The following is a 25,954-nucleotide window of genomic DNA, read 5'->3' on the forward strand; positions in this document are numbered from 1 at the left end:
CCAAAATGGACGTTTTATTTCATAATGTTCGTGAGCTTGTAGAACGAGCAGAGCAAGAAGAAAAATTAATATCAGAAATCATGATCGAACAGGAAATATTGATTACTGGCAGAACGCGAGAAGAAATCATCCAACAAATGGATCGAAATCTAACCGTGATGGAAGAAGCCATTGAACGAGGATTACAAGGTGTGCAATCAGTAACAGGTTTAACTGGTGGGGACGCCGTATTGCTTCAAAATTATATTGCGCAAGGAAAATCACTATCAGGTGATTTATTATTAGATGCTGTAAGCAAAGCCGTTGCAACAAATGAAGTAAATGCAGCGATGGGAACAATATGTGCAACGCCGACAGCGGGTTCTGCAGGTGTTGTACCAGGAACGCTTTTTGCAGTGAAAAATAAATTAAATCCAACTCGTGAGCAAATGATCCGTTATTTATTTACGTCAGGAGCTTTTGGGTTTGTGGTTGCGAATAACGCTTCCATTTCAGGTGCTGCTGGTGGTTGTCAGGCAGAAGTTGGTTCTGCTGCAGGAATGGCTGCTGCTGCCATTGTTGAAATGGCTGGAGGTACGCCACAGCAATGTTCGGAAGCATTTGCCATTACCTTAAAAAATATGCTTGGTCTTGTCTGTGATCCAGTAGCAGGTCTTGTTGAAGTACCATGTGTCAAACGTAATGCCATGGGTGCATCTAACTCGCTAGTAGCGGCAGATATGGCACTTGCAGGTGTAACAAGTCGTATTCCCTGTGATGAAGTAATTGGCGCTATGTATCGCATTGGGCAATCCATGAGTCCGAATCTGAAAGAGACTGCACGAGGCGGTCTAGCGGCAACACCAACAGGAAAGGCTATTAGTAAAGCTATACTTGAAAATGGTGGCCTACAAAGTATTAAAGCTCTTCAATAAAACTGGTGAAACATGCTATCTAAAAAGGTAGCATGTTTTTATATTGGTTTAGTTGCGAATGATTTTAGTATAATAAAATAAGCACCCATTTTGTAAGGGGGGGCTTTATCAGACGCTCCATTCCTTTGTAGGAACGCTCAAGGTAAATTAAAAGGAGTTTTTTTAGTGGAAATAACTAATCTACCATTTTTAACAAAACAAGCTATAGAGGATCGTCGTTATCTTCATCAATATCCAGAGCTTTCTGGACAAGAATTTGAAACAAGTCAATTTATTCGTAAACGATTAGAGCAGCTTCAAATTGAAATATTAGAGTATGATCCTCCTAGCGTAGTGGCTATGATTCAAGGAACAAAAGATACGAAGACAATTGCCTTACGAGCAGATATAGATGCCTTACCAATTGTTGAAGAAGGTGATAAGCCCTATATCTCTCAAAAGCCAGGTGTGGCACATATGTGTGGTCATGATGGGCATACAGCGATTTTATTGGCAGTAGCACAATGGATAGCGATGAATAAGGAAAAAATCGAGCCAAATATTATGCTTATTTTCCAATCAGCTGAGGAAATCACACCAAGTGGAGCAGACTTTTTAATTCAAAATGGTGTTTTAGAAGGTGTCGATGCTATTTTCGGTATTCATTTATGGCAAGGTTTAGAAAAAGGGAAAATTGGCTTAACACATGGGCCAATGATGGCTTCGGTCGATGATTTTGAAATTGAAATTCAAGGTCATGGTGGACATGGTTCAATGCCACATGAAACGATTGATCCCATTTATATTGCGAGCCATTTAATGCAAGCCTTTCAGAGTATCATTAGCCGAACAATCAATCCTATTGAGGCTGGCGTTATTACAGTAGGAAATATTCAAGCAGGAACAACGTATAACATTATTCCAGAGACAGCAAAATTAATAGGAACTATTAGGGCATTAACTCCTGAAACAGTAGCTACCATTCAAACGAAGATGGTAAGTTTAACAGAAGGGATTTGCCATGCTTTTGGGGCGAAAGGGACAATCGATTTTATTATAGGGACGCCTCCCCTTATCAATGATCCTCAGCAATCACGCTTCGTAGAATCTATCGTTTGTGAAAATTTTGGGCAGGATGTATTCGAGCTTGTTGATCCAGTAATGGGGGGCGAGGATTTTTCATATTATCTAAAGCATAGGCCAGGTGCATTTATTTTTGTTGGGATGGGTGGCGAAAAAAGCCAATATCCACATCATCATCCAAAATTTGATTTAGATGAAGATGTCTTTCCTGATGCCATTAAGCTTTTTATTGACATGATTTTGCAATATAAATGACAGACGTTTATAACCCTATCATGCATTGATGGGGTTTTTGCTTATGTGTAGAGGCTGCGAATTAATATATGATACATTAGATAGAGGAAGCTAGGATGGTTACATAAAGAGTACCACTTGAATGAAGGGAGTTGTGGGATAGGATGACTGAATTATTTAGCCATGTCAATGAAGTGAAAGGCATCGGGAAAGAAACAGCAGCACATCTTGAATCACTAGGCATCAATACAGTAGCTGATTTATTATGGACGTTCCCACATCGACATGAAGATTTTCGTTTAAAAGATTTAGCGCAAACACCACATAACGAACGCGTTACAGTTGAGTGCAAGGTAGAACGTGAGCCTACGATATTATTTTTAGGTCGTAATAAATCAAGACTTCAAGTAACAGTTTTGGCAGGACGTCACTTAGTAAAAGTTGTATTTTTCAATCAAGGCTATTTAAAGCAAAAGCTTGTACCGGGTTCCATTATTACCGTGACGGGGAAATGGGATCGTGGTAGACAAGTAATCAATGGTACAACTGTCACATTTGGGCCAAAAACAGATCAAGTAGACTTTGAGCCAGTGTATAGTCTGAAAGGTTTGATTCCACAAAAAAGATTTCGTAAATATATGCGACAAGTGTTAGATGATTTTGGTGCAGAGCTACCAGAGGCGATTCCATATTATTTACAGGAGTCCTATAAGCTTGTTCCGATACGAGAGGGCTTGGAGGGTATCCATTTTCCGCTGGATGCTGGGCATGCTAAACAAGCAAGAAGACGCTTTGCTTATGAGGAGCTATTAAACTTCCAATTGCGTATACAGGCATTACGTAAAACGCGGAAAGAGAGTGAGCGTGGCACAATCATTCAGTTTGATGTGCATAAACTACGAGCATTTATTGCTTCATTGCCCTATGAATTAACAAATGCTCAAAAACGAGTGGTTAATGAAATTTGTAAAGATTTGAAGGAACCACATCGAATGAATCGTTTGCTGCAAGGCGACGTAGGTTCTGGGAAAACAGTAGTAGCGGCAATCGGTTTATATGCAGCTGTGACAGCGGGCTTTCAAGGAGCCTTAATGGCACCAACTGAAATTTTAGCGGAACAGCACTTGGAGAACTTAAAAGAATGGTTTCAACCCTTTGATGTTCGTGTTGCTTTGTTATCTGGGTCAACTAAAACAAAGGAGCGACGTGGGATTTTAGCAGATTTGGCAAATGGTGATCTTGACATTGTCATTGGCACACATGCGTTAATTCAGCCAGATGTTATATTTCAAAAGCTAGGTTTTGTCATCACAGATGAGCAGCATCGCTTTGGTGTGGAACAACGTCGAATTTTGCGTGATAAAGGGGAGAATCCAGATGTCCTCTTTATGACAGCTACTCCTATACCGCGTACACTTGCTATTACTGCATTTGGGGAAATGGATGTATCGATAATTGATGAAATGCCAGCGGGCCGTAAACAGATTGAAACGCATTGGATGAAAAAAGAGCAACTCGGCTCTGTGATGTCCAAGCTAGAATTGGAGCTAGCGGCTGGAAGACAAGCTTATGCTATTTGTCCACTTATTGAGGAATCTGATAAGCTTGATGTTCAAAATGCTGTAGAAATTTATGAGCAACTAGCCACTTATTTTAAAGATCGTTATCAGGTCGGTTTAATGCATGGACGTTTATCAGCCGATGAAAAAGATGCGGTGATGCGCGATTTTAGTGAAGGAACAATTCAGCTTTTAGTTTCTACAACAGTTGTGGAGGTAGGTGTTAATGTACCGAATGCTACCTTTATGATTGTCTATGATGCTGAGCGTTTTGGCCTAGCGCAATTGCACCAGCTCCGAGGGCGTGTCGGGCGTGGTGAGCACCAGTCATACTGTATTTTACTTGCTGATCCTAAGTCTGATGAAGGGAAAGAGCGTATGCAGTCGATGACGGAAACGAATGATGGTTTCCGTTTAGCTGAAAAAGATTTAGAATTAAGGGGACCAGGGGACTTTTTTGGTAGAAAGCAAAGTGGTTTGCCAGATTTTAAAGTAGCTGATTTAGTACATGATTATCGTATACTCGAGACCGCAAGAAAAGATGCAACAGAGATGCTTGAAACAAAAGCGTTTTGGCAGGATGATGACTATCAATACTTGCGTAAAATGCTAGAAGAGTCGGGTGTATTACAGGGAGAGCGCTTCGATTAGTATTGAGGGCTTATGAGCATAGGAGAATGTGAGTACTTGATTTCAAAACAAGTCTTGCATTCTTTTTTTATACTCTATATACTGATATTAGTACCAAGTGCTAATAACAACTCAAAAGGTGGCGAATGATGTTGAGACGAACGAAAAAAGAGCGACAGCGACTACTATCTGAAACGATAGCTGAAAATCCATTCGTCACAGATGAACAGCTAGCAACACAGTTTCAGGTAAGTGTCCAAACAATTCGTTTAGATCGTATGGAGTTATCTATACCAGAATTACGAGAGCGAATTAAAGATGTTGCTTCTAAAAACTATGAAAATGAAGTAAAATCTCTACCGATTGATGAAGTCATCGGAGAAATTGTAGATATTGAATTAGATAATCGAGCACTATCGATTTTTGATGTACAAGAAGAGCATGTTTTTCAGCGCAATGGCATCGCACGTGGACATCATTTGTTTGCACAAGCAAACTCATTAGCGGTCGCAGTAATTGATGACGAACTAGCATTAACCGTACATTCCAATATTACATTTGTGAAACCTGTGCGTGCTGGAAATCGTGTTATTACAAAAGCGATTGTTATCGGACGAGATGATCTTAATCATCGTACAAAAGTCGAGGTAACATCTACCGTAAATGGTGAAACCGTTTTTGTTGGTGAATTTGATATGTACCGCACGAAAGGTAAAGGTGAGTAACAATGAAATTAGCGCTTGATGGAATGGGTGGAGACAATGCACCAAAATCAGTTGTTGAAGGTGCACTCTTAGCATTAGAGCAAATCCCAAATTTAGAAATCCAATTATATGGTCAGCAAGATAAGCTTGAGCCATTTTTAAAACAACATGATCGATTAACAATCATACATTGTGAGGAAATAGTAGAAGGAACGGATGACCCTGCACGTGCTGTTCGTCGAAAAAAGGATTCTTCAATGGCTCGCATGATGGAATCGGTGGAAGAAGGTAGAGCAGATGCTTGCCTATCTGCTGGGAATACCGGAGCGTTAATGGCAGGGGGCTTATTTAAAGTTGGCCGAATTGAGGGGATAGCCCGTCCAGCTTTGGCTACAACATTACCGACATTGGATGGTAAAGGCTTCTTAATGCTTGATTTAGGAGCAAATGCAGATGCACGACCAGAGCACTTAGTGCAATATGCGATTATGGGTGATATTTATGCTAAAAAGGTTGGAGGCTTACAAAAACCACGAATTGGCCTATTAAATATCGGTACTGAGGAAAAAAAGGGTAATGAATTAACGAAAGCTGCCTTCGAATTATTGAAGGAAGCTGATTTGAATTTTATTGGTAATGTAGAAGCGCGTGATTTGCTTGAAGGAGTAGCGGATGTTGTTGTAACAGATGGCTTTACAGGCAATATGGTGTTGAAGTCTATTGAAGGGACGGCTGGCGCTTTATTTTCAATGTTAAAAGAGGCATTTATGTCATCAACGAAAACGAAAATTTCAGCAGCACTCATGAAAAATAATTTACGTGACTTAAAAAATAAAATGGACTACACAGAGTATGGTGGTGCAGGGTTGTTTGGCTTACAAGCACCTGTAATTAAAGCGCATGGCTCATCGAATGCAAAAGCAATTTTTAGTGCGATTCGACAAGCTAATACGATGGTAGAGCATGCTGTTATTTCGACGATTACTGATACAGTACGTCACTTAGAAATTGATTAAACAAAGGGGATTATTCAAATGACGAAAATAGCATTTATTTTTCCAGGACAAGGTTCGCAAGTAGTAGGGATGGGTCAAGAGTTTGTTGAAAATGCAGCAGACAGTAAAGCATTTTATGATCGTGCAGATCAAGCTCTTCAATTTGAATTATCTAAGTTAATGTTAGAAGGTCCAGCTGAGGAGTTAACACTGACATACCACGCTCAGCCAGCACTTCTTACTACGGGTGTAATGGTAGCTGAAAAGCTGCGTGCAGCAGGAATTCAGCCACACTATGCTGCGGGTCATTCGCTTGGAGAATATGGTGCATTGGTTTTAGCAGGCGTAATGTCATTTGATGATGCCGTGTCTATCGTGCATAAACGTGGTCTTTATATGAATGAAGCTGTACCAGCAGGACAAGGAGCAATGGCAGCGATTCTAGGGATGGAATTAGAGGCATTGAACGCAGTTACAGAGCTGGTTTCAGCAGCGGGTGATTCTGTGCAGGTAGCCAATGTGAATTGTCCAGGACAAATTGTTATCTCAGGCACTAAAGAAGGTGTAGATAAAGCGATTATTGCTGCAAAAGAAGCAGGGGCAAAGCGCGCAATACCTTTAGTTGTGAGCGGTCCATTTCATTCTGAATTGATGCGACCATCCTCAGAGAAACTGCAAGCAGCATTAGCAGAGATTACTTTATCTGCACCTGAAATCCCTGTTATCGGCAATGTAATGGCGAAGGAATTAAAGGATGTACCAGCGATTCAGCAGGAGCTAGTTGAACAGGTATATAGTGCAGTGCAATGGGAAGCATCTATGCGTGAAATGATTGCACAAGGTGTCGATGTCTTTATCGAATGTGGACCTGGCAAAGTATTAAGCGGTCTCTTGAAAAAAATTGATCGTTCAGTTGCTGCTTATTGTGTCCATGATGAAGCATCATTAGAAGCGGTTTTAGAAGCGTCGAAGGAGTGGTCAATCAATGCGTAAATTAGAAGGTAAAGTAGCTGTTGTAACAGGAGCTTCAAGAGGGATTGGACGTGCTATTGCTGTAAAGCTTGCTGAGGAAGGTGCTAAGGTTGTAGTGAACTATAGTGGCTCACAGGCAAAAGCGGAAGAAGTCGTTGAGATGATTCAAGCAAATGGTGGGGAAGCCATTGCGGTGCAAGCTAGCGTTTCACAGACGGAAGAAGTAACCGCATTAATGGAGGCCGCTGTGAAAACATTTGGTTCTCTTGATATTTTAGTGAATAATGCAGGTATTACTAGAGATAACCTGTTAATGCGTATGAAGGAAGACGAATGGGACGATGTATTAAATACGAATCTTAAAGGGGTTTTCCTTTGTACAAAGGCGGTAACACGTCAAATGATGAAGCAACGTGCAGGTCGTATTATTAATATTTCTTCCATCGTTGGTGTAGCGGGTAATGCTGGTCAAGCAAACTATGTTGCGGCTAAAGCAGGTGTTATTGGACTCACAAAAACGACGGCAAAAGAATTAGCTTCACGCAATATTTTAGTTAATGCTATTGCGCCAGGCTTTATTGAAACAGAAATGACAGAGCAACTACCAGAAGATATTAAAAAAGGTATGCTTACGCAGATTCCCCTTGCGAAACTTGGACAGCCAGAGGATATTGCCAAGGCAGTAGCTTTCCTTGCTTCCGATGATGCTAACTATATGACAGGGCAAACGCTTCATATAGATGGTGGTATGGTAATGTAATTTCGATTAGGCATATACGCAGATTTTTTGTATAATCATTTGAGGGGAGGTGAATCATTTGTCTACAGTATTAGAACGTGTAACAAAAGTAATCGTGGACCGTTTAGGTGTTGAAGAAAGCGAAGTAACACTTGAAGCTTCTTTCCGTGATGATTTAGGTGCTGACTCATTAGACGTAGTTGAACTTGTAATGGAACTTGAAGACGAGTTTGATATGGAAATTTCTGATGAAGATGCTGAAAAAATCTCAACAGTAGGTTCTGCAATTTCATACATCGAAAGTAAATTAAACTAATTTCGTTAAAACTTTATTTAGCGAAAATGGATCACCTTTATAGATGTGATGGTCATCATAATACACAATGGTATTTATGATAGCATGAATAAAGTAGAAATAGTTTGTCTGCTTTGACTTGATAGAAGAAGCAGCTTCAATGAACAAAGATGTATTCAAAGGGGACGAAATAGATCGATTTTCGATCTATTGACGCCCCTTTTTCATGTTAAAAATCGGGGGCATAATGTCTAAAATTTTTTTGAGCTGACGACTGGAGTTAACCAAAAATCGTCCCACAAGCATTCAACTTTCATTTTAGAGGAGATCATTTTCTATGAATAAGATAAATTTTCGAAAAAATTTCCAAAACATTGTGTTTAAGCCGAAATACTTTTGCATAAACGCCTTGAAAAAGGTACACTAAAACGGTAGAAACTATTAGGAAGGCAGATTTGTTCAATGGCTATGAAAAGAAAAGGAACTATGCAGAAATCTGGCGTACTTCCTGAAAAAGTACGCAACCAATTCGAGCTGTTACAGCATGAATTAAATATCACTTTTATTAATAAAAATTTATTGTATCAAGCATTCACGCATTCATCTTATGTGAATGAGCATCGCCGTAAGCTATTTACGGATAATGAGCGTCTTGAATTTTTAGGAGACGCAGTACTTGAACTATCTGTTTCTAAATATCTTTTTGAGAAATACCCAAATATGAGCGAGGGTGAGTTAACAAAGTTAAGAGCTTCTATCGTTTGTGAGCCATCACTAGTTATTTTTGCGAATGAATTAGGCTTTGGACGCTTCGTGTTACTTGGAAAAGGTGAGGAATTAACAGGTGGTCGGGAACGCCCAGCGCTACTTGCAGATGTGTTTGAATCATTTGTAGGTGCACTCTATCTAGATCAAGAATTACAAACGGTCGTGTCGTTTTTAGAGCGTATCGTGTTCCCAAAAGTAGAAGTAGGTGCTTTTTCGCATGTGATGGATTTTAAAAGTCAATTGCAAGAAATGGTACAACAAACCAATAATGGACTTCTTCATTACGAAATAATCGATGAAAAAGGCCCAGCACATAACCGTACCTTTGTATCAAGCGTATTATTGAACGGGCAAGAGCTTGGTATTGGTCGTGGAAAATCAAAAAAAGAAGCCGAGCAGCAAGCTGCACAATGTGCAATGCGAATGATGCGTGAAGAAGCTGCAAAAGAGGAGGCTTAATAGATGTTCCTAAAACGACTAGAAGTGATTGGCTTTAAATCCTTTGCGGAGCGCATTGGAATTGATTTTGTACCCGGTGTTACAGCGGTTGTTGGACCAAATGGCAGTGGAAAAAGTAATGTCACAGATGCGATTCGTTGGGTACTTGGGGAGCAATCGGCAAAGTCGTTACGTGGAGCAAAGATGGAAGATGTTATTTTTGCTGGCAGTGACTCTCGTAAGCCACTCAACTTTGCAGAGGTAACACTTATATTAGACAATACTGACGAGCAACTTGCTTTTTCTTATACAGAAGTCAGCGTAACAAGACGCGTATACCGTTCAGGTGATAGTGAATATTTATTAAATAACCAACAGTGTCGCCTGAAGGATATTACGGACTTGTTTATGGATTCAGGGCTTGGGAAAGAGGCATTTTCAATTATTTCTCAAGGCCGTGTTGATGAAATCTTAAATAGCCGCCCTGACGACCGTCGTTCGATTTTTGAAGAGGCAGCTGGCGTTTTAAAGTATAAAATAAGAAAGAAAAAAGCAGAGCATAAGCTTGTAGAGACAGATGAGAATTTGTATCGTGTATTAGATATACTCCATGAATTAGACAACCGATTAGAGCCGCTTGAAATGCAGGCTTCTAGTGCGAGAGACTATGTCCAAATGTCTACCGAGCTAAAAGATTTTGATATTGCCATTCTTGTGCATGATTTTAAAAATTGTGCACAATCTTTGCATGCACTAAAAGCTGAATTTACCGAGCTGTCTGCAACTGAGCAACAACAAGCTCAAAATATTGCAACAATCGATATACAAACAACCAATATTCGCAAGTTATTAAAAGAACTTGATGATTATTTGGATGTTTCACAGGCTGATCTTGTCAATGCCACAATGGAGGTAGAGCGTTGGGATGGTCGTAAGGCACTAATGGCTGAAAAACGACAAAATGCTTCCAATCAACTACTGCAGCTGAATGCGACATTACAAGAAGCAAAAGAAGAAGTAGACGTACTGCTTGTACAAGAACAGGAGAAAAAAGAAGCATTTTCAGAGAAACAGCAAGCACTCTCCATACTCAAGCAGAGCATTAAACAGTTAGAACAGTCATTAAATCGTTCTGTTACGGAAATTGAACAAGAAATTGAAGAACAAAAAAATCGATATATTGATTCATTGAATGAAGAAGCAACTATTAAGAATGAATTGAAAAATATCGATCAGCAATTAGCGCAACAAAAGGCTATGGCAGCAAGAATGTCCAATCAAACTGATGAAATTGGACAGGAGCTTACGCAAATTGTTGCTGAGAAAGAAAAGCTAGTCGCTGAACACACTTCCACAACAAATGATTTGCAAGCTAAGCTTGAACAATATGAGTCGCTGCAAGTTCAGTTAAAAAATACAAATTCTTCCTTTGCTGAGAAACAGGATATGCTGTATAAAGCTTATCAGCATCAGCAGCAATTAAAGGCGAGAAAAGATACATTAGCTGAATTGGAAGCCGATTTTTCAGGATTTTTCCAAGGAGTTAAAGAAGTTTTGCTTGCTCGTGATAAAGGTGAATTACAAGGAATTGAGGGGGCTGTCGCTGAATTACTACAAGTTGAGGGGAAATACTCTCAAGCGATAGAAACAGCTTTAGGTGCAGCCTCACAGCATATTGTCACAACGAATGAACGACATGCACAGCAAGCCATTCATTGGTTAAAGCAAAAACGAGCTGGACGAGCTACTTTTTTACCAAAAACCGTGATGAAGTCACGTAAAATTAATCCAGCTACGATCCAATTAGCGATAGAGCATCCAGCTTTTATTCAAATAGCAGATGCGCTTGTGACATTTAATGAAGATAATCGTACAATTGTTGAAAATCTTTTAGGGCATGTCATTGTGGCAGCAAATCTGGAAGGGGCCAGTCAAATCGCTCGATTATGTGGTTTCCGATACCGAGTGGTCACACTTGATGGAGATATTGTCAATGCAGGGGGTTCTTTAACGGGTGGTGCTATGAAACAGCAATCCTCACTCTTTACAAGAAAAGCCGAATTAGATGATTTAATCCTCAAGCTAGAGTCATTACAGGATTCCATTTATAGTGCTGAACAGGCTGTAGCAACCGAAAAAGACAAGCTTGCAACACTTCGAGATCAAGTAGAACAGTTAAAGCTTGAAGGAGAGCAATTACGAAAAGATGAGATGCAACAGGCTGGTCGTATCCGCGAGTTAGAGGTTGTTGAAAAAAGCTTATCAGCCCGAGTATCTTTTACTTCAACTGAAACTCAAGATGTAAAAACACGTGAGGAAGCATTGTTATCACAAAAGCAAGAGGCAATGGAGCGATTAAACGCACTCGCCGATGAGCTTGTCGAAATCAATGATACTGTCGAGCAATTAAGTAAGGTAAAGCTACAAGGTGAGACAGAGAAGGACGTATTACGAGAGCAACTAGCGGAAAAACGTTCACAATTAGCAGTAATGCAAGAACAAATGTCGCAAGTTCAAATTTCCACTGCTGAGCTAGCACTACAATTGAACAAAGCTCAACAAAAAGTTGAAAATATTTCTCAGGAAATATTATGGCTTCAATCCGATGAATCGACAAATCATTTAAGTGATGAAGAGGTTGAGGAGCAGGTAATCACATGGAAAGCGAGAAGAGATGCCTTACAAGAGACTATTTCTCGAAAGAAAGAGGAGAAGGTAGGGCAACAACAAGAACTCACAACATTAGAAGAACAACTGAAAGAAATGCAACGTATACATAAAGGATACCTTGAAGCAATACGTGCAAATGAGTTGAAACAAAGCCGTTTAGAATTTGAAATGGATAATTTCAAAGAACAACTCGAAGAAAACTATCAGTTAACATTTGAAGAGGCAGAGGAAGAAGCTCTTTCGATAGAAGACGAAGAGTTCGTACGACGCCGTGTGAAACTGTTGAAAAAATCCATTGAAGAGCTTGGTCCTGTTAATTTAGGGGCGATTGAGGAATATGAACGAGTACTTGAACGTCATACATTCTTAACTGAACAACGAGAGGATTTACTTGCTGCACAGGAAACATTGCATGAAGCCATTAAAGAAATGGATGAAGAAATGACATTGCGCTTTAGTGAAACGTTCTATGCAATACGAGAACAATTTAAACTTGTTTTCCGTGAATTGTTTGGCGGTGGGCAAGCGGATTTAGTGTTAATTGATCCGCAAAATTTACTAGAAACAGGCATTGAAATAGTGGCACAACCTCCAGGGAAAAAACTACAAAATTTAAGTTTGCTTTCTGGTGGTGAGCGAGCACTGACAGCAATTGCCTTATTATTCTCTATCCTAAATATACGACCTGTACCATTCTGTATTCTCGACGAAGTAGAGGCGGCTTTGGATGAGGCTAATGTTGTGCGCTATAGCCAGTATTTAAAAAGATTTAGCCGTGACACACAATTCATTGTTATTACACATCGTAAAGGGACGATGGAGGGAGCTGATGTCTTGTATGGTATAACAATGCAAGAATCGGGTGTATCAAAACTCGTATCAGTAAAATTAGAAGATGAACCCGTACTTGCGGAGCAAAGGAGCGAACAAGCATGAGTTTTTTTAAGCGTTTAAAAGATAAATTAATGGGAAATCCAGCCGAGGAAGAAAAACTAGAGGCGCTTGACAATGAGCAGGATGCTGATCTTCAAGAGCTAGATCTAGATGAAGCAAACGAAACGGCTGCTATTGAGACTGTTGATGTAGAAGTGGTTGAGCAAATAGAAGAATCTCCAGAGATGGAAATTGTGAAAGAAGCAGCAGTAGAACCTTCAACTGAAATAGAAAAAGAACAACCAGAAATACAGCCAGAAGTACAAGATCTGGAAGTACAAGAGCTAGCAGTTATTGAGGATACATCAGAAGAGGAGAAAAAGCCTTCTGCTTGGTCGATTACACAAAAATTCAAGGCTGGTCTTGAAAAAACACGTAATTCCTTTACTTCTAAAGTGAACGACCTTGTTGCGCGTTATCGTAAAGTGGATGAGGATTTCTTTGAAGAATTAGAGGATTTATTATTACAAGCTGATGTCGGCTTTGAAACAGTTATGGAGCTAATGGATAAACTGCGTTTCGAAGTACAACGTAAAAATATAAAAGATACGAACGGTATCCAAGCCGTGATTTCTGAGAAGCTTGTAGAAATTTATGAGCAAGGTGAAGAAGATTTAATTGATCTAAATATGCAGCCAGATGGTGAGCTGACAGTTATTCTATTTGTCGGAGTAAATGGCGTTGGAAAAACGACAACGATCGGCAAACTAGCGCATCGCTTAAAAACACAAGGGAAAACCGTTGTTTTAGCTGCTGGTGATACGTTCCGTGCTGGTGCGATAGATCAATTACAAGTATGGGGAGATCGTGTCGGTTGTGAAGTTATCAAACAATCTGAGGGCTCTGATCCAGCGGCAGTCATGTATGATGCGATTCGTGCAGCCAAAAATAGAAAAGCCGATGTATTAATTTGCGATACAGCTGGTCGCTTGCAAAACAAAGTGAACTTAATGAATGAACTTGAAAAGGTACATCGTGTCATTTCACGTGAAATTCCAAATGCGCCACATGAAGTATTATTAGCATTAGATGCCACAACAGGCCAAAATGCACTTGTGCAAGCACAAACATTTAAAGAAGCAACGAATGTAACAGGTATTGTCTTAACGAAGCTAGACGGTACAGCTAAGGGCGGGATTGTGCTTGCTATTCGCAATAAGCTGCACATCCCTGTGAAATTTGTTGGTCTTGGTGAGAAAATGGATGATCTACAGCCATTTGATGCTGAACGATATGTTTATGGTTTATTTGCCGATGGTTTGGATAAAGAATTAGAAAATAATGAAGATTAACAGCGAACATCGCTGAGTAATTTTATAAAACGCTCGACTGTGTATAGGTGAATTGACTTGTTTAAAAGAGTAATACTAGCTAAAGGCGTAAAATATGCCTGCAAGCAGACATTTAAGCTTTTAGACAAGGAGATTACCTTGACACGGACGGGCGCTTTTCGTTATGATACAAATGACTAATAGCGGGAGGAGAAACATTCGATGCTACTTGAAAAAACAACACGCATGAACTTTCTCTTCGACTTTTATCAAGCATTATTAACAGATAAGCAAAGAAGTTATATGGAACTATACTATTTGGATGATAACTCTCTAGGAGAAATCGCTGAATCGTATGGAGTTTCACGCCAAGCTGTTTACGATAATATTCGTCGAACAGAAGCGATGCTTGAGGAATATGAAGAAAAATTATGTTTACTTGAAAAATTTCAACAACGTACCCAAATGCTGTCACAGCTTACAATGGGGATTACAGAGAAAAGTATGACAGATGAACAGCAGTTAGCACTTATTGAACAGCTGAAAGAATGGGATTAGGAGGCGAAAGCAATGGCTTTTGAAGGATTAGCGGAACGACTCCAAGGAACGATCCAAAAGATTAAAGGCAAAGGGAAAGTATCAGAGCAAGACGTTAAAGAAATGATGCGAGAAGTCCGATTTGCTTTAATCGAAGCGGATGTTAACTTAAAAGTAGTCAAAGAGTTTGTGAAAAAGGTAAGTGAGCGTGCTGTCGGTGTTGAAGTTATGCAAAGCTTAACACCAGGGCAGCAAGTTATTAAAATCGTACAAGATGAATTAACGGAATTAATGGGTGGCGAACAAAGCCCTATTAAGTTTAATACAAAGCCGCCAACAGTCATTATGATGGTCGGTTTACAAGGTGCGGGTAAAACGACGACTACAGGAAAACTGGCAAATGTCTTACGGAAAAAATTTAATCGTAAGCCGTTACTAGTTGCCGCAGACGTTTATCGCCCAGCAGCCGTTCAACAGCTACAAACATTAGGTAAACAGTTATCATTACCTGTTTTTGCTTTAGGAACCGAGGTATCTCCAGTAGAAATTGCTCGTCAAGCAATCGAATTGGCAAAGGAAGAGCATCATGATGTGGTGATTATCGATACGGCTGGTCGTCTTCATATCGATGAAGATTTAATGCAGGAATTAAAAGATATTCGTGCATTAAAAGAGCCAGATGAGGTATTCCTTGTTGTCGATGCTATGACAGGTCAGGATGCTGTCAATGTGGCAGAAAGCTTTAATGAGGCCATTGGTATTACAGGCGTTGTTTTAACAAAACTTGATGGTGATACTCGTGGTGGTGCCGCATTATCCATTCGTTCTGTAACGCAGAAACCGATTAAGTTTGTCGGTATGGGTGAGAAAATGGATGCGCTAGAGCCTTTCCATCCAGAGCGTATGGCGTCTCGTATATTAGGTATGGGAGATGTTCTGTCGCTGATCGAAAAGGCGCAAGCAAATGTAGATGAAGCAAAAGCCAAAGAATTAGAAGAAAAATTCAAGTCCCAAACCTTTACATTTGATGATTTCGTTGAACAATTACAACAAGTCAAAAAAATGGGACCACTTGATGAAATTTTAAAAATGCTCCCAGGTGCAAACAAAATCAAAGGCTTGGATAATGTAAAAGTAGATGATAAACAAATGGGGCGTGTAGAGGCCATTATTTACTCGATGACCCCTGCTGAAAAGACCAACCCAGAAATCATAAATGGTAGCCGTAAAAAGCGTATTGCTAAAGGCTCTGGGACATCTATTCAAGAGGTGAATCGTCTCATTAAGCAATTCGATGAAATGAAAAAAATGATGAAGCAAATGACTGGAATGGCAAGTGGTAAAGGCAAGAAAAAAATGAAATTACCAGGCTTTGATTCATTGTTTAAATAATAATTTTTAGGTGTTAAGAAAAAACACTTTACAAACAACCTAAACATTGATAATATACTATCTTGTGTGAAACTTATTCGGAGGTGCTATTAAAATGGCAGTTAAAATTCGCTTAAAACGTATGGGAGCTAAAAAATCTCCTTTCTATCGTATCGTAGTTGCAGACGCTCGTTCACCACGTGACGGTCGTCAAATCGAAACAGTTGGTACTTACAACCCACTAACTCAACCAGCTACTGTAAACATTGATGAAGAGAAAGCTCTTAAATGGTTAGCTGACGGTGCAAAACCATCAGATACAGTGCGTAACCTGTTCTCAGAACAAGGTATCATGGAAAAATTCCATAACCAAAAATTCAGTAAATAATCGGGGGCGACGTCTTTGAAGCAGCTGATTGAAGCAATCGTTTTACCGTTAGTCGATTATCCAGAAGAAGTTCGTATTGAGACGGATGAAAATGCAAATCGAATTGTTTATAAACTTTTTGTTCATCCAGAGGATCGAGGGAAAGTCATAGGCAAGCAAGGGCGAGTAGCGAAAGCGATTCGTACAATTGTTTATTCAGCGGCAGGTAGTCACCATCAAAAGAAGACCTACGTCGATATATTGGATTAATAGAAAAGATTTTCACGCTCTTGCAACAAGTACAAATGAGTCCTGATAGGTGTGTTTACATGTCGCTTAGGAGTTCAAAGTGGCTTTTAGCATGAAACGTAAAATCTGGACAAAGAAGGAGGGAGCTTGTAGGTTCCTTCCTTTTTTTATCTTGTTTTAACAGCAGCATGTATCTAGTACTTCTGTTTAAGCAGAACAGAAAACTGTTATAACGATTACAGCTAAAGGGTATTGCTTATATTAATAATGACAAGACAAATCAGTCTTAGCTAAAACGACATTCTTCCAAGCACATCTGTAAGCGGTGATAAATGAGCGAACGGTAGCTATTTATTGGGTGAGCAGGATGCTTTATGGAGAGAAGTTTTTTACGAGGTGAAAGTTGAATGGAATGGTTTAATGTAGGTCGTATTGTCAATACACACGGTATTCGTGGTGAGATACGTGTATTATCGACAACAGACTTTGAAGAAGAGCGTTTTGCAGTAGGAAATAAACTTGCTGCCTTTAAAAAAGACGATAAGAAGCCAACCTGGGTAACGATTGGTTCGGTGCGTCGTCATAAAAACTTTATTCTTTTAACTTTTGAAGGCATGAACAATATCAACTTGGTTGAGCCGTTTAAAGAAGGCATGCTGAAAGTAACAAAAGATCAAATGACAGATGATCTACTTGCAGAAAATGAATTCTTTTTCCATGAAATAATAGGCTGCACAGTTATTTCTGAAGAGGGCGAAACAATTGGTGTTGTGGCAGATATCCTGCAAACAGGAGCAAACGATGTATGGGTAGTTAAAGGCTCGAAGAAAGAGCATTATATCCCTTATATCGAAGATATCGTAAAAGATATTGATGTTGTAGATAAAAAAATTATCATCCATGTAATGGAAGGCTTATTATGATGAACATTCATGTATTAAGCCTGTTCCCTGATATGTTCTCAGGCGTTTTTGGTGCATCTATTTTAAAGAAAGCGCAAGAAAAAGGTGCTGTAAAGCTAGAGGTCACGGATATTCGTACATTTTCAGGGAACAAACACAAGCAAGTCGATGACTATCCATATGGTGGTGGTGCGGGTATGGTTTTAAAGCCTGAACCTATGTTTAGTGCAGTGGAGGCCATCACTGCTGGCAAACAACCACGTATCATTTTAATGTGTCCTCAAGGTGAACGATTCACCCAGAAAAAAGCAGAAGAGCTAGCACAAGAAACGGAGTTAGTGTTCTTATGTGGTCATTATGAAGGCTATGATGAGCGTATACGTCAGCACCTCGTGACAGACGAGATTTCCATTGGCGATTTCGTGTTAACAGGTGGGGAATTAGGCGCTATGACTGTTATTGATAGCGTAGTTCGATTGTTGCCTGGTGTCTTAGGGCAAGAGAATTCGCATATCCAGGATTCTTTTTCAACGGGTCTACTTGAGCATCCACATTATACACGACCTGCGGAGTTTCGTGGGATGAAGGTACCTGATGTTTTAGTATCGGGGAATCACGCTAGAATCGAGCAATGGCGAGAGGAACAATCGCTGAAAAGAACTTTTGAGCGCCGTCCTGACTTATTGGAGCATTATCCATTAACAGACAAGCAAAAATTGTATCTAGAAAAACTAAAAAACAATCATCAAGATGCTTGATTGCCTGCTCTATTTATGATAACATCTAATCTGTACTTCTATGTGAAGTGCTGAATTACGGTGTTCCGCTGTGGCATAGATTGCGTGCAAGAGCATCTGTCTAAGGAGAGAAAACAATGTCAAACATTATTACAGAAATTACAAAAGCTCAGCTTCGCACTGATCTACCAACTTTCCGTCCTGGTGATACTGTTAAGGTACACGTGAAAGTAGTAGAGGGTACTCGTGAACGTATCCAACTTTTCGAAGGTGTAGTAATTAAACGTCGTGGTGGCGGTATTAGCGAAACTTTCACAGTTCGTAAAATTTCTTACGGTGTAGGTGTTGAGCGTACATTCCCTGTACACACACCAAAAATCGCTAACTTAGAAGTTGTACGTCGTGGTAAAGTACGTCGTGCTAAACTTTACTACCTACGTAACCTACGTGGTAAAGCTGCTCGTATTAAAGAAATTCGATAATTATGACTTAAAAGTGAGGGGCTTGTGTTCAAGCCCCTTTTCTTTTTGCTTGTCATCTTTATTCACTATCATCTAAAATAGTGTTAGACAAGGGGGCAATTCTCAATGGAAAAACAAGTGAAAGAAAAGAATGAATTATGGGAATGGACAAAAGCACTATTAATTGCATTTGCGATTGCTGCAGTGATTCGATATTTTTTATTTACACCCATTGCAGTTGATGGAGAGTCCATGATGCCAACCCTTGAAGATGGCGACCGGATGATTGTGAATAAGATTGGTTATAAAATAGGTGAACCAAAGCGTTTTGATATCGTTGTATTTCATGCACCTGAACAAAAAAATTACATAAAGCGTGTAATAGGACTGCCAGGAGATACGCTGGAATATAAGGACGATCAATTATATATTAATGGTGAACCAATAGATGAGCCCTATTTAGATGCATATAAAGCGCAAATTGCTGGGGGGACCCTAACAGAAGACTTTACCTTAAAAGATATTGATGTTTCCGTGGATACTATTCCAGAAGGATATGTTTTTGTCATGGGGGATAACCGTCGAAATAGTAAAGATAGTCGTCATATTGGCCTTGTTGAACAAAAGGAAATTATTGGTAATACAAGTTTGATTTTCTGGCCATTTAGTGACATAAAAATTGTAAAGTAATGCAAGAAAGGGAGAGCTTAATCACTCCCTTTTTCTTTTAGTTTAGGAGGTATAGCTATGACAATACAATGGTTTCCAGGGCATATGGCGAAAGCCCGACGTGAAGTAACGGAAAAATTAAAGCTTGTCGATATTATATTTGAATTAATAGATGCACGTTTACCGCTATCCTCACGTAATCCGATGATCGACGAAGTGATTAACCAAAAACCACGTCTTTTAATTTTAAATAAAGCGGATATGGCAGATGAGCAAGAAACACGTAAATGGGTAGAATATTTTGCACAACGTGGTCATAAAGCCGTAGCCATAAACTCACTTGAGGGTAAGGGCTTACAGCAAGTAACAAAAGCGGCGCAAGAAATTTTAAAAGAGAAATTTGATCGCATGAAGGCGCGAGGTATGAAACCTAGAGCTATTCGTGCCATGATTGTTGGAATACCTAACGTAGGGAAATCCACACTGATTAATCGCTTGGCGAAAAAAAATATCGCTAAAACCGGAAATACACCAGGTGTAACAAAAGCACAGCAATGGATTAAAGTTGGTAAAGAGCTAGAGCTACTGGATACACCAGGTATTTTATGGCCAAAATTTGAAGATCAAGAAGTAGGCTTTAAATTAGCTTTAACTGGTGCGATTAAGGATACCATCACAAATATGGAAGATTTAGCTGTCTATGGCTTGCGTTTCTTATCCGATCATTATCCAAAGCGTATGGAGGAACGTTATGGTTTCGAATTTATCCATGAGGAGTTAGTGGATACTTTTGATCATATTGGCAAGCTACGCCGTGTATTTGGACCTGGCGGAGAAATTGATTATGATCAAGTAGCACAGCTGATTGTTCGAGATATACGCGGCTTACAATTAGGCAAACTGACCTTTGATTTTGTTGATGAACAGCTAAAAAAAGAGGCTGAACAATTATAAGTATTGAAACTGTCACATGTTCTTTTGTGACAGTTTTTCTTTTAGGAATGAATTTTCTTACCGATAATGACTATAGAGAGGAAAATAGTTTTCAAATGAAAGAGACTACATAAAAAACTGAACATGATATAGTTTTATTGAGTAGAAGCAAGAAGGAGCACTTAAATGAAAACCATTAAAGAAATTAACACTGCATTGAAAGGTGCAGAAGAATGGCAAGATTGGATGATAGAAATAGCAACGGATGAAAGAACAGGTGTACAGAAGGCGTGGCATACTTGGCAAAAACGACAAGATAAAAAACGTCAATTACTGCAAGAACATCAAGCGAAAGTAGCATTTGATTTAAGCTATGGGAGTATCGATACATTGGTTGCGGGTGTAGATGAAGCAGGACGTGGACCATTAGCGGGACCTGTTGTGACAGCAGCTGTTATTTTACCTACAAATTGTGAGGCCCTTGTTGGTCTGAATGATTCAAAGCAATTATCAAAGGAGAAACGAAACGCCTTTGCAACGTTAATTAAAGAGCATGCCATTAGTTATTTTGTTCATTTCCAATCCGCTCAGCAAATCGATGCACTGAATATATACGAGGCAACCAAACAATCTATGAAAGTAAGTGTAGAATCATTGGCGACAAAGCCTGATGTAGTTTTAGTAGATGCTATGACATTACCCATTTCGATTCCTCAGGATTCAATTATCAAAGGGGATGCCAAGAGCTTAGCAATCGCAGCTGCCTCCATTCTAGCTAAAACAGCCCGAGACGATTATATGGAGCAACTAGACAAAGAATTTCCTATGTATGGCTTTGGGCAACATGCAGGCTATGGGACAAAGCAACATTTAAATGCATTGGAAGAATATGGACCAACAATTCACCATCGTAAATCATTTGAACCGATAAAATCAATGATTCAATAAAGCTACAGAATGGGACAATGACACGAGGGAGTAATTGATGAAAGGAGTATGTATATGTCAGCCACATCATTTAATCCGATTCAACTACAACAAAATGCCATGACTTCAGCAAATCAGCCACTTGCTTTAAAGCAGGGACAAGTATTTCACGGTACCATTAAGCAATTATATCCAGATCAAATGGCAGAAATACAAGTAGGTAATCAAAAATTTATAGCGAAACTTGAAGTACCGTTAAAGACGGGTGATGCCCATTTCTTTCAGGTAACAGGAACAAATCCACAAACCGAATTAAAAGTGGTTACAGGACCAATGGCACAAGCATCTTCTCCAAATCAACAAATCAATCAGCTACTAGAATCCATGAATTTGCCTAAAACAGCAGAGATGCAGCAATTGCTAGGACATTTTATGAAGGAACAGTTACCTATTTCAAAAGAGCAATTAATGCAGGCAGAAATGTGGCTAAAGGCATTACCAGAGGGCATTTCAAAAGCGGATGCACTACAGGTCATTCAAAAAATGATAGAGCTTAAAATGCCAATGACGAATGATGTTTTTCAAGCCTTACTAAGTGGACAAAAAACATCTGGTATGGCGATGACTATGGATAATTTTGCACAGCTTTTAGCAAGGGATACTACTTTATCTGAAGTGCTTAAGCAAAATTTGATGCAGCAGGTACAAGCGATTGCTAAACCTTTTGAAATAGAAACAGGCAGTCTGATTTTAGCTAGAGCGATACAGAGCTTAACAAATGATGCTGCTGCGATGAGTGAAAAAATGCAAGCCTTAACAATTTTAAAGGAAGCAGGCATATTGCCACAACAAGCGACATGGCAAAACTGGACGAATATCAATGACCCTAAAGCGGCACAACCAATGCAGCAGGCTGGCCAAGTAGTACAAACGATCCTTGCATCAAAGCCTGAAAATGTAAGTCAGCTAATTGAACAGTTGAAATCATGGACAGCCAACCAAAATTTCTTAACAAATGAACAAAAACTACAGCTCAATCAGTTAATGGATCGTTTTAATCAATTACCAGTATCGAAGCAAACATTAGAAATTTTTGCTAAACAAATGCAGGAGCAGTTAATAAAAGCGTTTGCTCAAAATACTGCTGATCGTTTATTTACACAGGATGCTAATGCATTGTCTAGCAAGGAACATTTGCTATCTCTTATAAGGCAAGAAGCGACGACTCCATTACAAAATGAAGCACTGATGCGTAACCTTGTTAAAACTAGTGTTGAATCACCGCAACCGATGATTCAACAAATAGTGACACAAGCTGATGCACTTGTACAAAATTCGGTGGATAGTAAGGCGATGCAGCATGCCCTTAAAACGGTGTTAAAAAATTTAGGGATTAGCTATGAGGCGACATTGGGGAACAAATCAGCAGATATACAAATGATTACCCATCAATTAAAGCCACAGCTCCACACATTATTGCAGGAAAGTAATATTACACCACAATTGAGAGAAGCGGCAGAAATGTTGATGACGCGTATGAATGGTATGCAGCTATCTTCAGGAGAAAATGGCCATCAACATCAGCTCATTATGCAAGTCCCGCTTGAATTTTTCGGCAAAAAGATGGATGCAACATTACAGTGGAATGGTCGCATGAAGGAAGATGGCAAAATTGATGCCAATTATGCACGCGTATTATTTTATTTACAGATGGCATCCATGCAAGAAACGGTAATTGATATGCAGGTTCAAAATAGAGTAGTTACAGTAACGATATTTAATGAAAATTCGGATATTCAGCCACTTGCGGAGCCATTAAAGGCTGCCTTGAAAATGGGATTGGCAGAAAAGGATTATCAACTATCAGGTGTTTTTATTAAACAATTTGACAAGGGGCAAACAGAAAAAGGAAGTACTGTAGTAGAACAGCGAGAGGAGCAGAGTGGGGTGGATATCCGCGTATGAGCGAAGAAAAATTTACTCGAAAAGAAGCAATTGCACTTACCTATAAACTTGGGCAAATGGATAGTCCGACTGTTGTAGCAAAGGGAAAAGGGAAAATTGCCGAGAATATTTTGGCACGTGCAAATGAGCATAATGTGCCGATTTATGAGGATCCTAACCTTGTGCAGTTGCTTGGTCAATTAGATTTAAACGAGTCTATTCCAGAAGAATTATATCAGGCGGTTTCGGAGGTTTTTGCTTTTATTTATCGTTTAGATCAACAACATGCGCAAAAATACAGAAAAAAAGAAGTATTCTGACTGTTTTGCAAGCTGTTTTAGTACACAAAATAGAAAAAAGCGTCATAATAAGAGAGAAAATTCGAACTAAAGACAAAGTGTAGACTTTATCAGAATGTTTCGTTAGAATAGTCTATGTTAGTAAAACAATTCTATGCAAATGTTTGATGGGAGGATGTATTATGAATATCCATGAATATCAAGGGAAAGAGATTCTGAGAAAATATGGTGTAGCAGTACCAAACGGAAAAGTTGCTTTTTCCCCTGATGAAGCAGTAAAAGTAGCGAAAGAACTTGGCTCAAACGTAACAGTTGTCAAGGCGCAAATTCATGCAGGTGGTCGCGGTAAAGCAGGCGGTGTAAAAATCGCTAAAAATCTTGACGAGGTGCGCACATACGCAAAAGAGTTATTAGGGAAAATTTTAGTGACTCATCAAACAGGTCCAGAAGGAAAAGAAGTAAAACGTTTGTATATTGAAGAGGGTTCTGATATCCAAAAAGAATACTATTTAAGTCTAGTATTAGACCGTGCCACATCTCGTGTTACGATGATGGGATCTGAAGAAGGCGGTATGGATATTGAAGAAGTTGCGGAAACAAATCCGGAAAAAATCTTCAAAGAAGTAGTAGATCCTGTAGTTGGATTAACAAGCTTCCAAGCACGTCGTATGGCGTTTAATATGAATATTCCAGCAAACCTTGTGGGGAAAGCTGTTAAATTAATGTTAGGCTTATATCAAGCATTTATCGACAAAGATGCATCAATTGTAGAAATTAATCCACTTGTAGTAACTGGACAAGGTGATGTAGTGGCATTAGATGCTAAATTCAATTTTGATGCCAATGCATTATATAGACATAAGGATATTGTCGAATTACGCGATTTCGACGAGGAAGATCCAAAAGAAATCGAAGCATCCAAATATGATTTAAGCTATATTTCATTAGAGGGTAACATTGGCTGTATGGTTAATGGTGCTGGTCTTGCTATGGCAACTATGGATACAATTAGCTATTATGGCGGTAGCCCTGCTAACTTCCTAGATGTAGGGGGCGGTGCAACAGCTGAAAAAGTAACAGAGGCTTTCAAAATTATCCTTTCTGATTCAAACGTAAAAGGCATTTTCGTAAACATTTTTGGCGGAATTATGAAGTGTAACATTATCGCTGAGGGTGTTGTAACGGCTGCTAAAGAAATCGGTTTAGCTGTGCCATTAGTTGTACGTTTAGAAGGTACAAATGTAGAACTTGGAAAAGAAATTTTAAATGCGTCTGGTTTAAACATCGTTGCAGCGGATTCAATGGCTGACGGTGCACAAAAAATTGTGGGACTAGTAGGCTAAGGAAGGCAGGGAGAGAACAATGGCTGTATTTATTAACAAAGATACGAAGGTAATTGTACAAGGGATCACGGGCGAAACAGCTCTTTTCCATACGAAGCAAATGCTTGAGTATGGCACAAAAATCGTAGCAGGTGTAACACCAGGTAAAGGTGGACTTGAGATCGAGGGAGTTCCTGTTTTCAATACAGTAGCAGAAGCTGTAGCTGCAACAGGTGCTACAACTTCAGTTATCTATGTACCTGCACCATTTGCGGCAGATGCAATTTTAGAAGCTGTTGATGCTGAATTAGAATTAACGATCTGTATCACAGAGCACATTCCTGTCCTTGATATGGTGAAAGTTAAACGTTATATGGAAGGTAAAAAGACTCGCTTAGTAGGTCCAAACTGTCCAGGTGTTATTACAGCTGATGAATGTAAAATTGGTATCATGCCAGGTTACATTCATACAAAAGGCCATGTAGGAGTAGTTTCTCGTTCTGGTACATTAACATATGAAGCAGTACACCAATTAACGCAAGCTGGTATTGGTCAAACAACAGCTGTAGGTATCGGTGGAGACCCTGTCAACGGTACAAACTTCATTGATGTTCTTGAAGCGTTTAATAATGATCCAGAAACTTACGCAGTAGTTATGATTGGTGAAATCGGCGGTACGGCTGAAGAAGAAGCAGCTGAATGGATTAAAGCAAATATGACAAAACCTGTTGTAGGCTTTATTGGTGGACAAACTGCCCCTCCAGGAAAACGTATGGGTCACGCTGGTGCGATCATTTCTGGTGGTAAAGGAACAGCAGCTGAGAAAATTAAAGCAATGAACGCTGCTGGTATCGAAGTTGCAGAAACACCTTCTGTCATTGGTGAAACATTGATTAAAGTAATTAAAGAAAAAGGGCTATACGAAAAGTGTAAAACCCATTAAAATGGAAGATGTAGCTATTGCGGCTACATCTTTTTCATTATTTACACGCTGCTATCATATTTCATGAAACAAATTCCTACTTACTTATGAAAAAAACGACAATTTTATG

25 protein-coding genes are annotated in these 25,954 nt (G+C 39.4%); all 25 read left to right on the plus strand.

What is annotated here, in order from left to right; all coding sequences use genetic code 11:
• The first annotated feature begins 5 nt into the window (after positions 1 to 5).
• The 25 genes from sdaAA to sucD all read left to right on the plus strand — a co-directional run bounded on the left by sdaAA (position 6) and on the right by sucD (position 25,845).
• On the plus strand, positions 6 to 914 hold the full coding sequence (sdaAA, locus tag MHI04_RS04910; protein WP_058843493.1) for an L-serine ammonia-lyase, iron-sulfur-dependent, subunit alpha: 909 nt from the start codon (positions 6 to 8) through the stop codon (positions 912 to 914).
• A gap of 165 nt (positions 915 to 1,079) precedes the next feature.
• Entirely contained in the window at positions 1,080 to 2,231 is a 1,152-nt protein-coding gene (locus tag MHI04_RS04915; RefSeq protein WP_058843494.1) for an amidohydrolase, read from the plus strand.
• A gap of 143 nt (positions 2,232 to 2,374) precedes the next feature.
• The gene (gene recG / locus MHI04_RS04920; protein WP_036124807.1) at positions 2,375 to 4,420 is read left to right on the plus strand and encodes an ATP-dependent DNA helicase RecG; all 2,046 of its coding nucleotides are present in this window, start codon (positions 2,375 to 2,377) and stop codon (positions 4,418 to 4,420) included.
• A 131-nt stretch (positions 4,421 to 4,551) separates the two neighbouring features.
• Positions 4,552 to 5,124, plus strand: a complete 573-nt coding sequence (fapR, locus tag MHI04_RS04925; RefSeq protein WP_036124838.1) for a transcription factor FapR — start codon at positions 4,552 to 4,554, stop codon at positions 5,122 to 5,124.
• A gap of 2 nt (positions 5,125 to 5,126) precedes the next feature.
• Positions 5,127 to 6,119, plus strand: coding sequence for a phosphate acyltransferase PlsX (gene plsX / locus MHI04_RS04930; protein WP_058843495.1), 993 nt, complete (start codon positions 5,127 to 5,129; stop codon positions 6,117 to 6,119).
• 18 nt (positions 6,120 to 6,137) lie between these two features.
• On the plus strand, positions 6,138 to 7,091 hold the full coding sequence (gene fabD, locus MHI04_RS04935; protein WP_036124803.1) for an ACP S-malonyltransferase: 954 nt from the start codon (positions 6,138 to 6,140) through the stop codon (positions 7,089 to 7,091).
• Entirely contained in the window at positions 7,084 to 7,830 is a 747-nt protein-coding gene (gene fabG, locus MHI04_RS04940) for a 3-oxoacyl-[acyl-carrier-protein] reductase (protein WP_342535382.1), read from the plus strand. Before fabD ends, fabG begins: the two co-directional genes overlap by 8 nt.
• 58 nt (positions 7,831 to 7,888) lie before the next feature.
• Entirely contained in the window at positions 7,889 to 8,125 is a 237-nt protein-coding gene (acpP, locus tag MHI04_RS04945) for an acyl carrier protein (RefSeq protein ID WP_036124798.1), read from the plus strand.
• 441 nt (positions 8,126 to 8,566) lie between these two features.
• Entirely contained in the window at positions 8,567 to 9,331 is a 765-nt protein-coding gene (rnc, locus tag MHI04_RS04950) for a ribonuclease III (RefSeq protein ID WP_036124796.1), read from the plus strand.
• Positions 9,332 to 9,334: 3 nt separating this feature from the next.
• Positions 9,335 to 12,916 carry a chromosome segregation protein SMC gene (smc, locus tag MHI04_RS04955; RefSeq protein ID WP_058843498.1) on the plus strand — a complete coding sequence of 1,194 codons (3,582 nt, stop codon included), beginning with the start codon at positions 9,335 to 9,337 and terminating at the stop codon, positions 12,914 to 12,916.
• Positions 12,913 to 14,205 (plus strand): signal recognition particle-docking protein FtsY, encoded by a 1,293-nt coding sequence (gene ftsY / locus MHI04_RS04960; RefSeq protein ID WP_342535383.1) that lies wholly within the window; start codon positions 12,913 to 12,915, stop codon positions 14,203 to 14,205. Before smc ends, ftsY begins: the two co-directional genes overlap by 4 nt.
• Before the next feature lie 201 nt (positions 14,206 to 14,406).
• The gene (locus MHI04_RS04965) at positions 14,407 to 14,742 is read left to right on the plus strand and encodes a putative DNA-binding protein (protein ID WP_036124788.1); all 336 of its coding nucleotides are present in this window, start codon (positions 14,407 to 14,409) and stop codon (positions 14,740 to 14,742) included.
• A 12-nt stretch (positions 14,743 to 14,754) separates the two neighbouring features.
• Positions 14,755 to 16,113: a signal recognition particle protein gene (gene ffh, locus MHI04_RS04970; RefSeq protein ID WP_036124787.1), complete on the plus strand. Its 1,359-nt coding sequence runs from the start codon at positions 14,755 to 14,757 to the stop codon at positions 16,111 to 16,113.
• Positions 16,114 to 16,207: 94 nt separating this feature from the next.
• Positions 16,208 to 16,480, plus strand: a complete 273-nt coding sequence (gene rpsP, locus MHI04_RS04975; RefSeq protein WP_004269411.1) for a 30S ribosomal protein S16 — start codon at positions 16,208 to 16,210, stop codon at positions 16,478 to 16,480.
• 15 nt (positions 16,481 to 16,495) lie between these two features.
• Positions 16,496 to 16,729 (plus strand): KH domain-containing protein, encoded by a 234-nt coding sequence (locus MHI04_RS04980; protein WP_004269410.1) that lies wholly within the window; start codon positions 16,496 to 16,498, stop codon positions 16,727 to 16,729.
• A 386-nt stretch (positions 16,730 to 17,115) separates the two neighbouring features.
• Positions 17,116 to 17,631, plus strand: a complete 516-nt coding sequence (rimM, locus tag MHI04_RS04985; protein WP_036124784.1) for a ribosome maturation factor RimM — start codon at positions 17,116 to 17,118, stop codon at positions 17,629 to 17,631.
• Entirely contained in the window at positions 17,631 to 18,368 is a 738-nt protein-coding gene (gene trmD, locus MHI04_RS04990) for a tRNA (guanosine(37)-N1)-methyltransferase TrmD (protein WP_036124836.1), read from the plus strand. Before rimM ends, trmD begins: the two co-directional genes overlap by 1 nt.
• A 116-nt stretch (positions 18,369 to 18,484) precedes the next feature.
• Positions 18,485 to 18,829 (plus strand): 50S ribosomal protein L19, encoded by a 345-nt coding sequence (rplS, locus tag MHI04_RS04995; RefSeq protein ID WP_036124783.1) that lies wholly within the window; start codon positions 18,485 to 18,487, stop codon positions 18,827 to 18,829.
• 105 nt (positions 18,830 to 18,934) lie between these two features.
• A complete protein-coding gene (lepB, locus tag MHI04_RS05000) occupies positions 18,935 to 19,498 on the plus strand; it encodes a signal peptidase I (protein WP_036124779.1) in 564 nt (187 codons plus the stop codon).
• Between the two features lie 57 nt (positions 19,499 to 19,555).
• Positions 19,556 to 20,431 (plus strand): ribosome biogenesis GTPase YlqF, encoded by an 876-nt coding sequence (gene ylqF / locus MHI04_RS05005; protein WP_036124777.1) that lies wholly within the window; start codon positions 19,556 to 19,558, stop codon positions 20,429 to 20,431.
• 165 nt (positions 20,432 to 20,596) lie between these two features.
• Positions 20,597 to 21,358 (plus strand): ribonuclease HII, encoded by a 762-nt coding sequence (locus MHI04_RS05010; RefSeq protein WP_036124775.1) that lies wholly within the window; start codon positions 20,597 to 20,599, stop codon positions 21,356 to 21,358.
• A 54-nt stretch (positions 21,359 to 21,412) separates the two neighbouring features.
• Positions 21,413 to 23,302, plus strand: coding sequence for a hypothetical protein (locus MHI04_RS05015; RefSeq protein ID WP_036124772.1), 1,890 nt, complete (start codon positions 21,413 to 21,415; stop codon positions 23,300 to 23,302).
• Entirely contained in the window at positions 23,299 to 23,601 is a 303-nt protein-coding gene (locus MHI04_RS05020; RefSeq protein WP_089931994.1) for an EscU/YscU/HrcU family type III secretion system export apparatus switch protein, read from the plus strand. The genes MHI04_RS05015 and MHI04_RS05020 overlap by 4 nt, the downstream gene beginning before the upstream one ends.
• Before the next feature lie 161 nt (positions 23,602 to 23,762).
• Entirely contained in the window at positions 23,763 to 24,923 is a 1,161-nt protein-coding gene (gene sucC, locus MHI04_RS05025) for an ADP-forming succinate--CoA ligase subunit beta (protein WP_036124767.1), read from the plus strand.
• Positions 24,924 to 24,942: 19 nt separating this feature from the next.
• Positions 24,943 to 25,845, plus strand: coding sequence for a succinate--CoA ligase subunit alpha (sucD, locus tag MHI04_RS05030; protein ID WP_054610302.1), 903 nt, complete (start codon positions 24,943 to 24,945; stop codon positions 25,843 to 25,845).
• Positions 25,846 to 25,954 lie beyond the last annotated feature (109 nt).

The sequence above is a fragment of the Lysinibacillus sp. FSL K6-1151 genome (assembly GCF_038630755.1).
Lineage (GTDB): Bacteria > Bacillota > Bacilli > Bacillales_A > Planococcaceae > Lysinibacillus > Lysinibacillus fusiformis_D.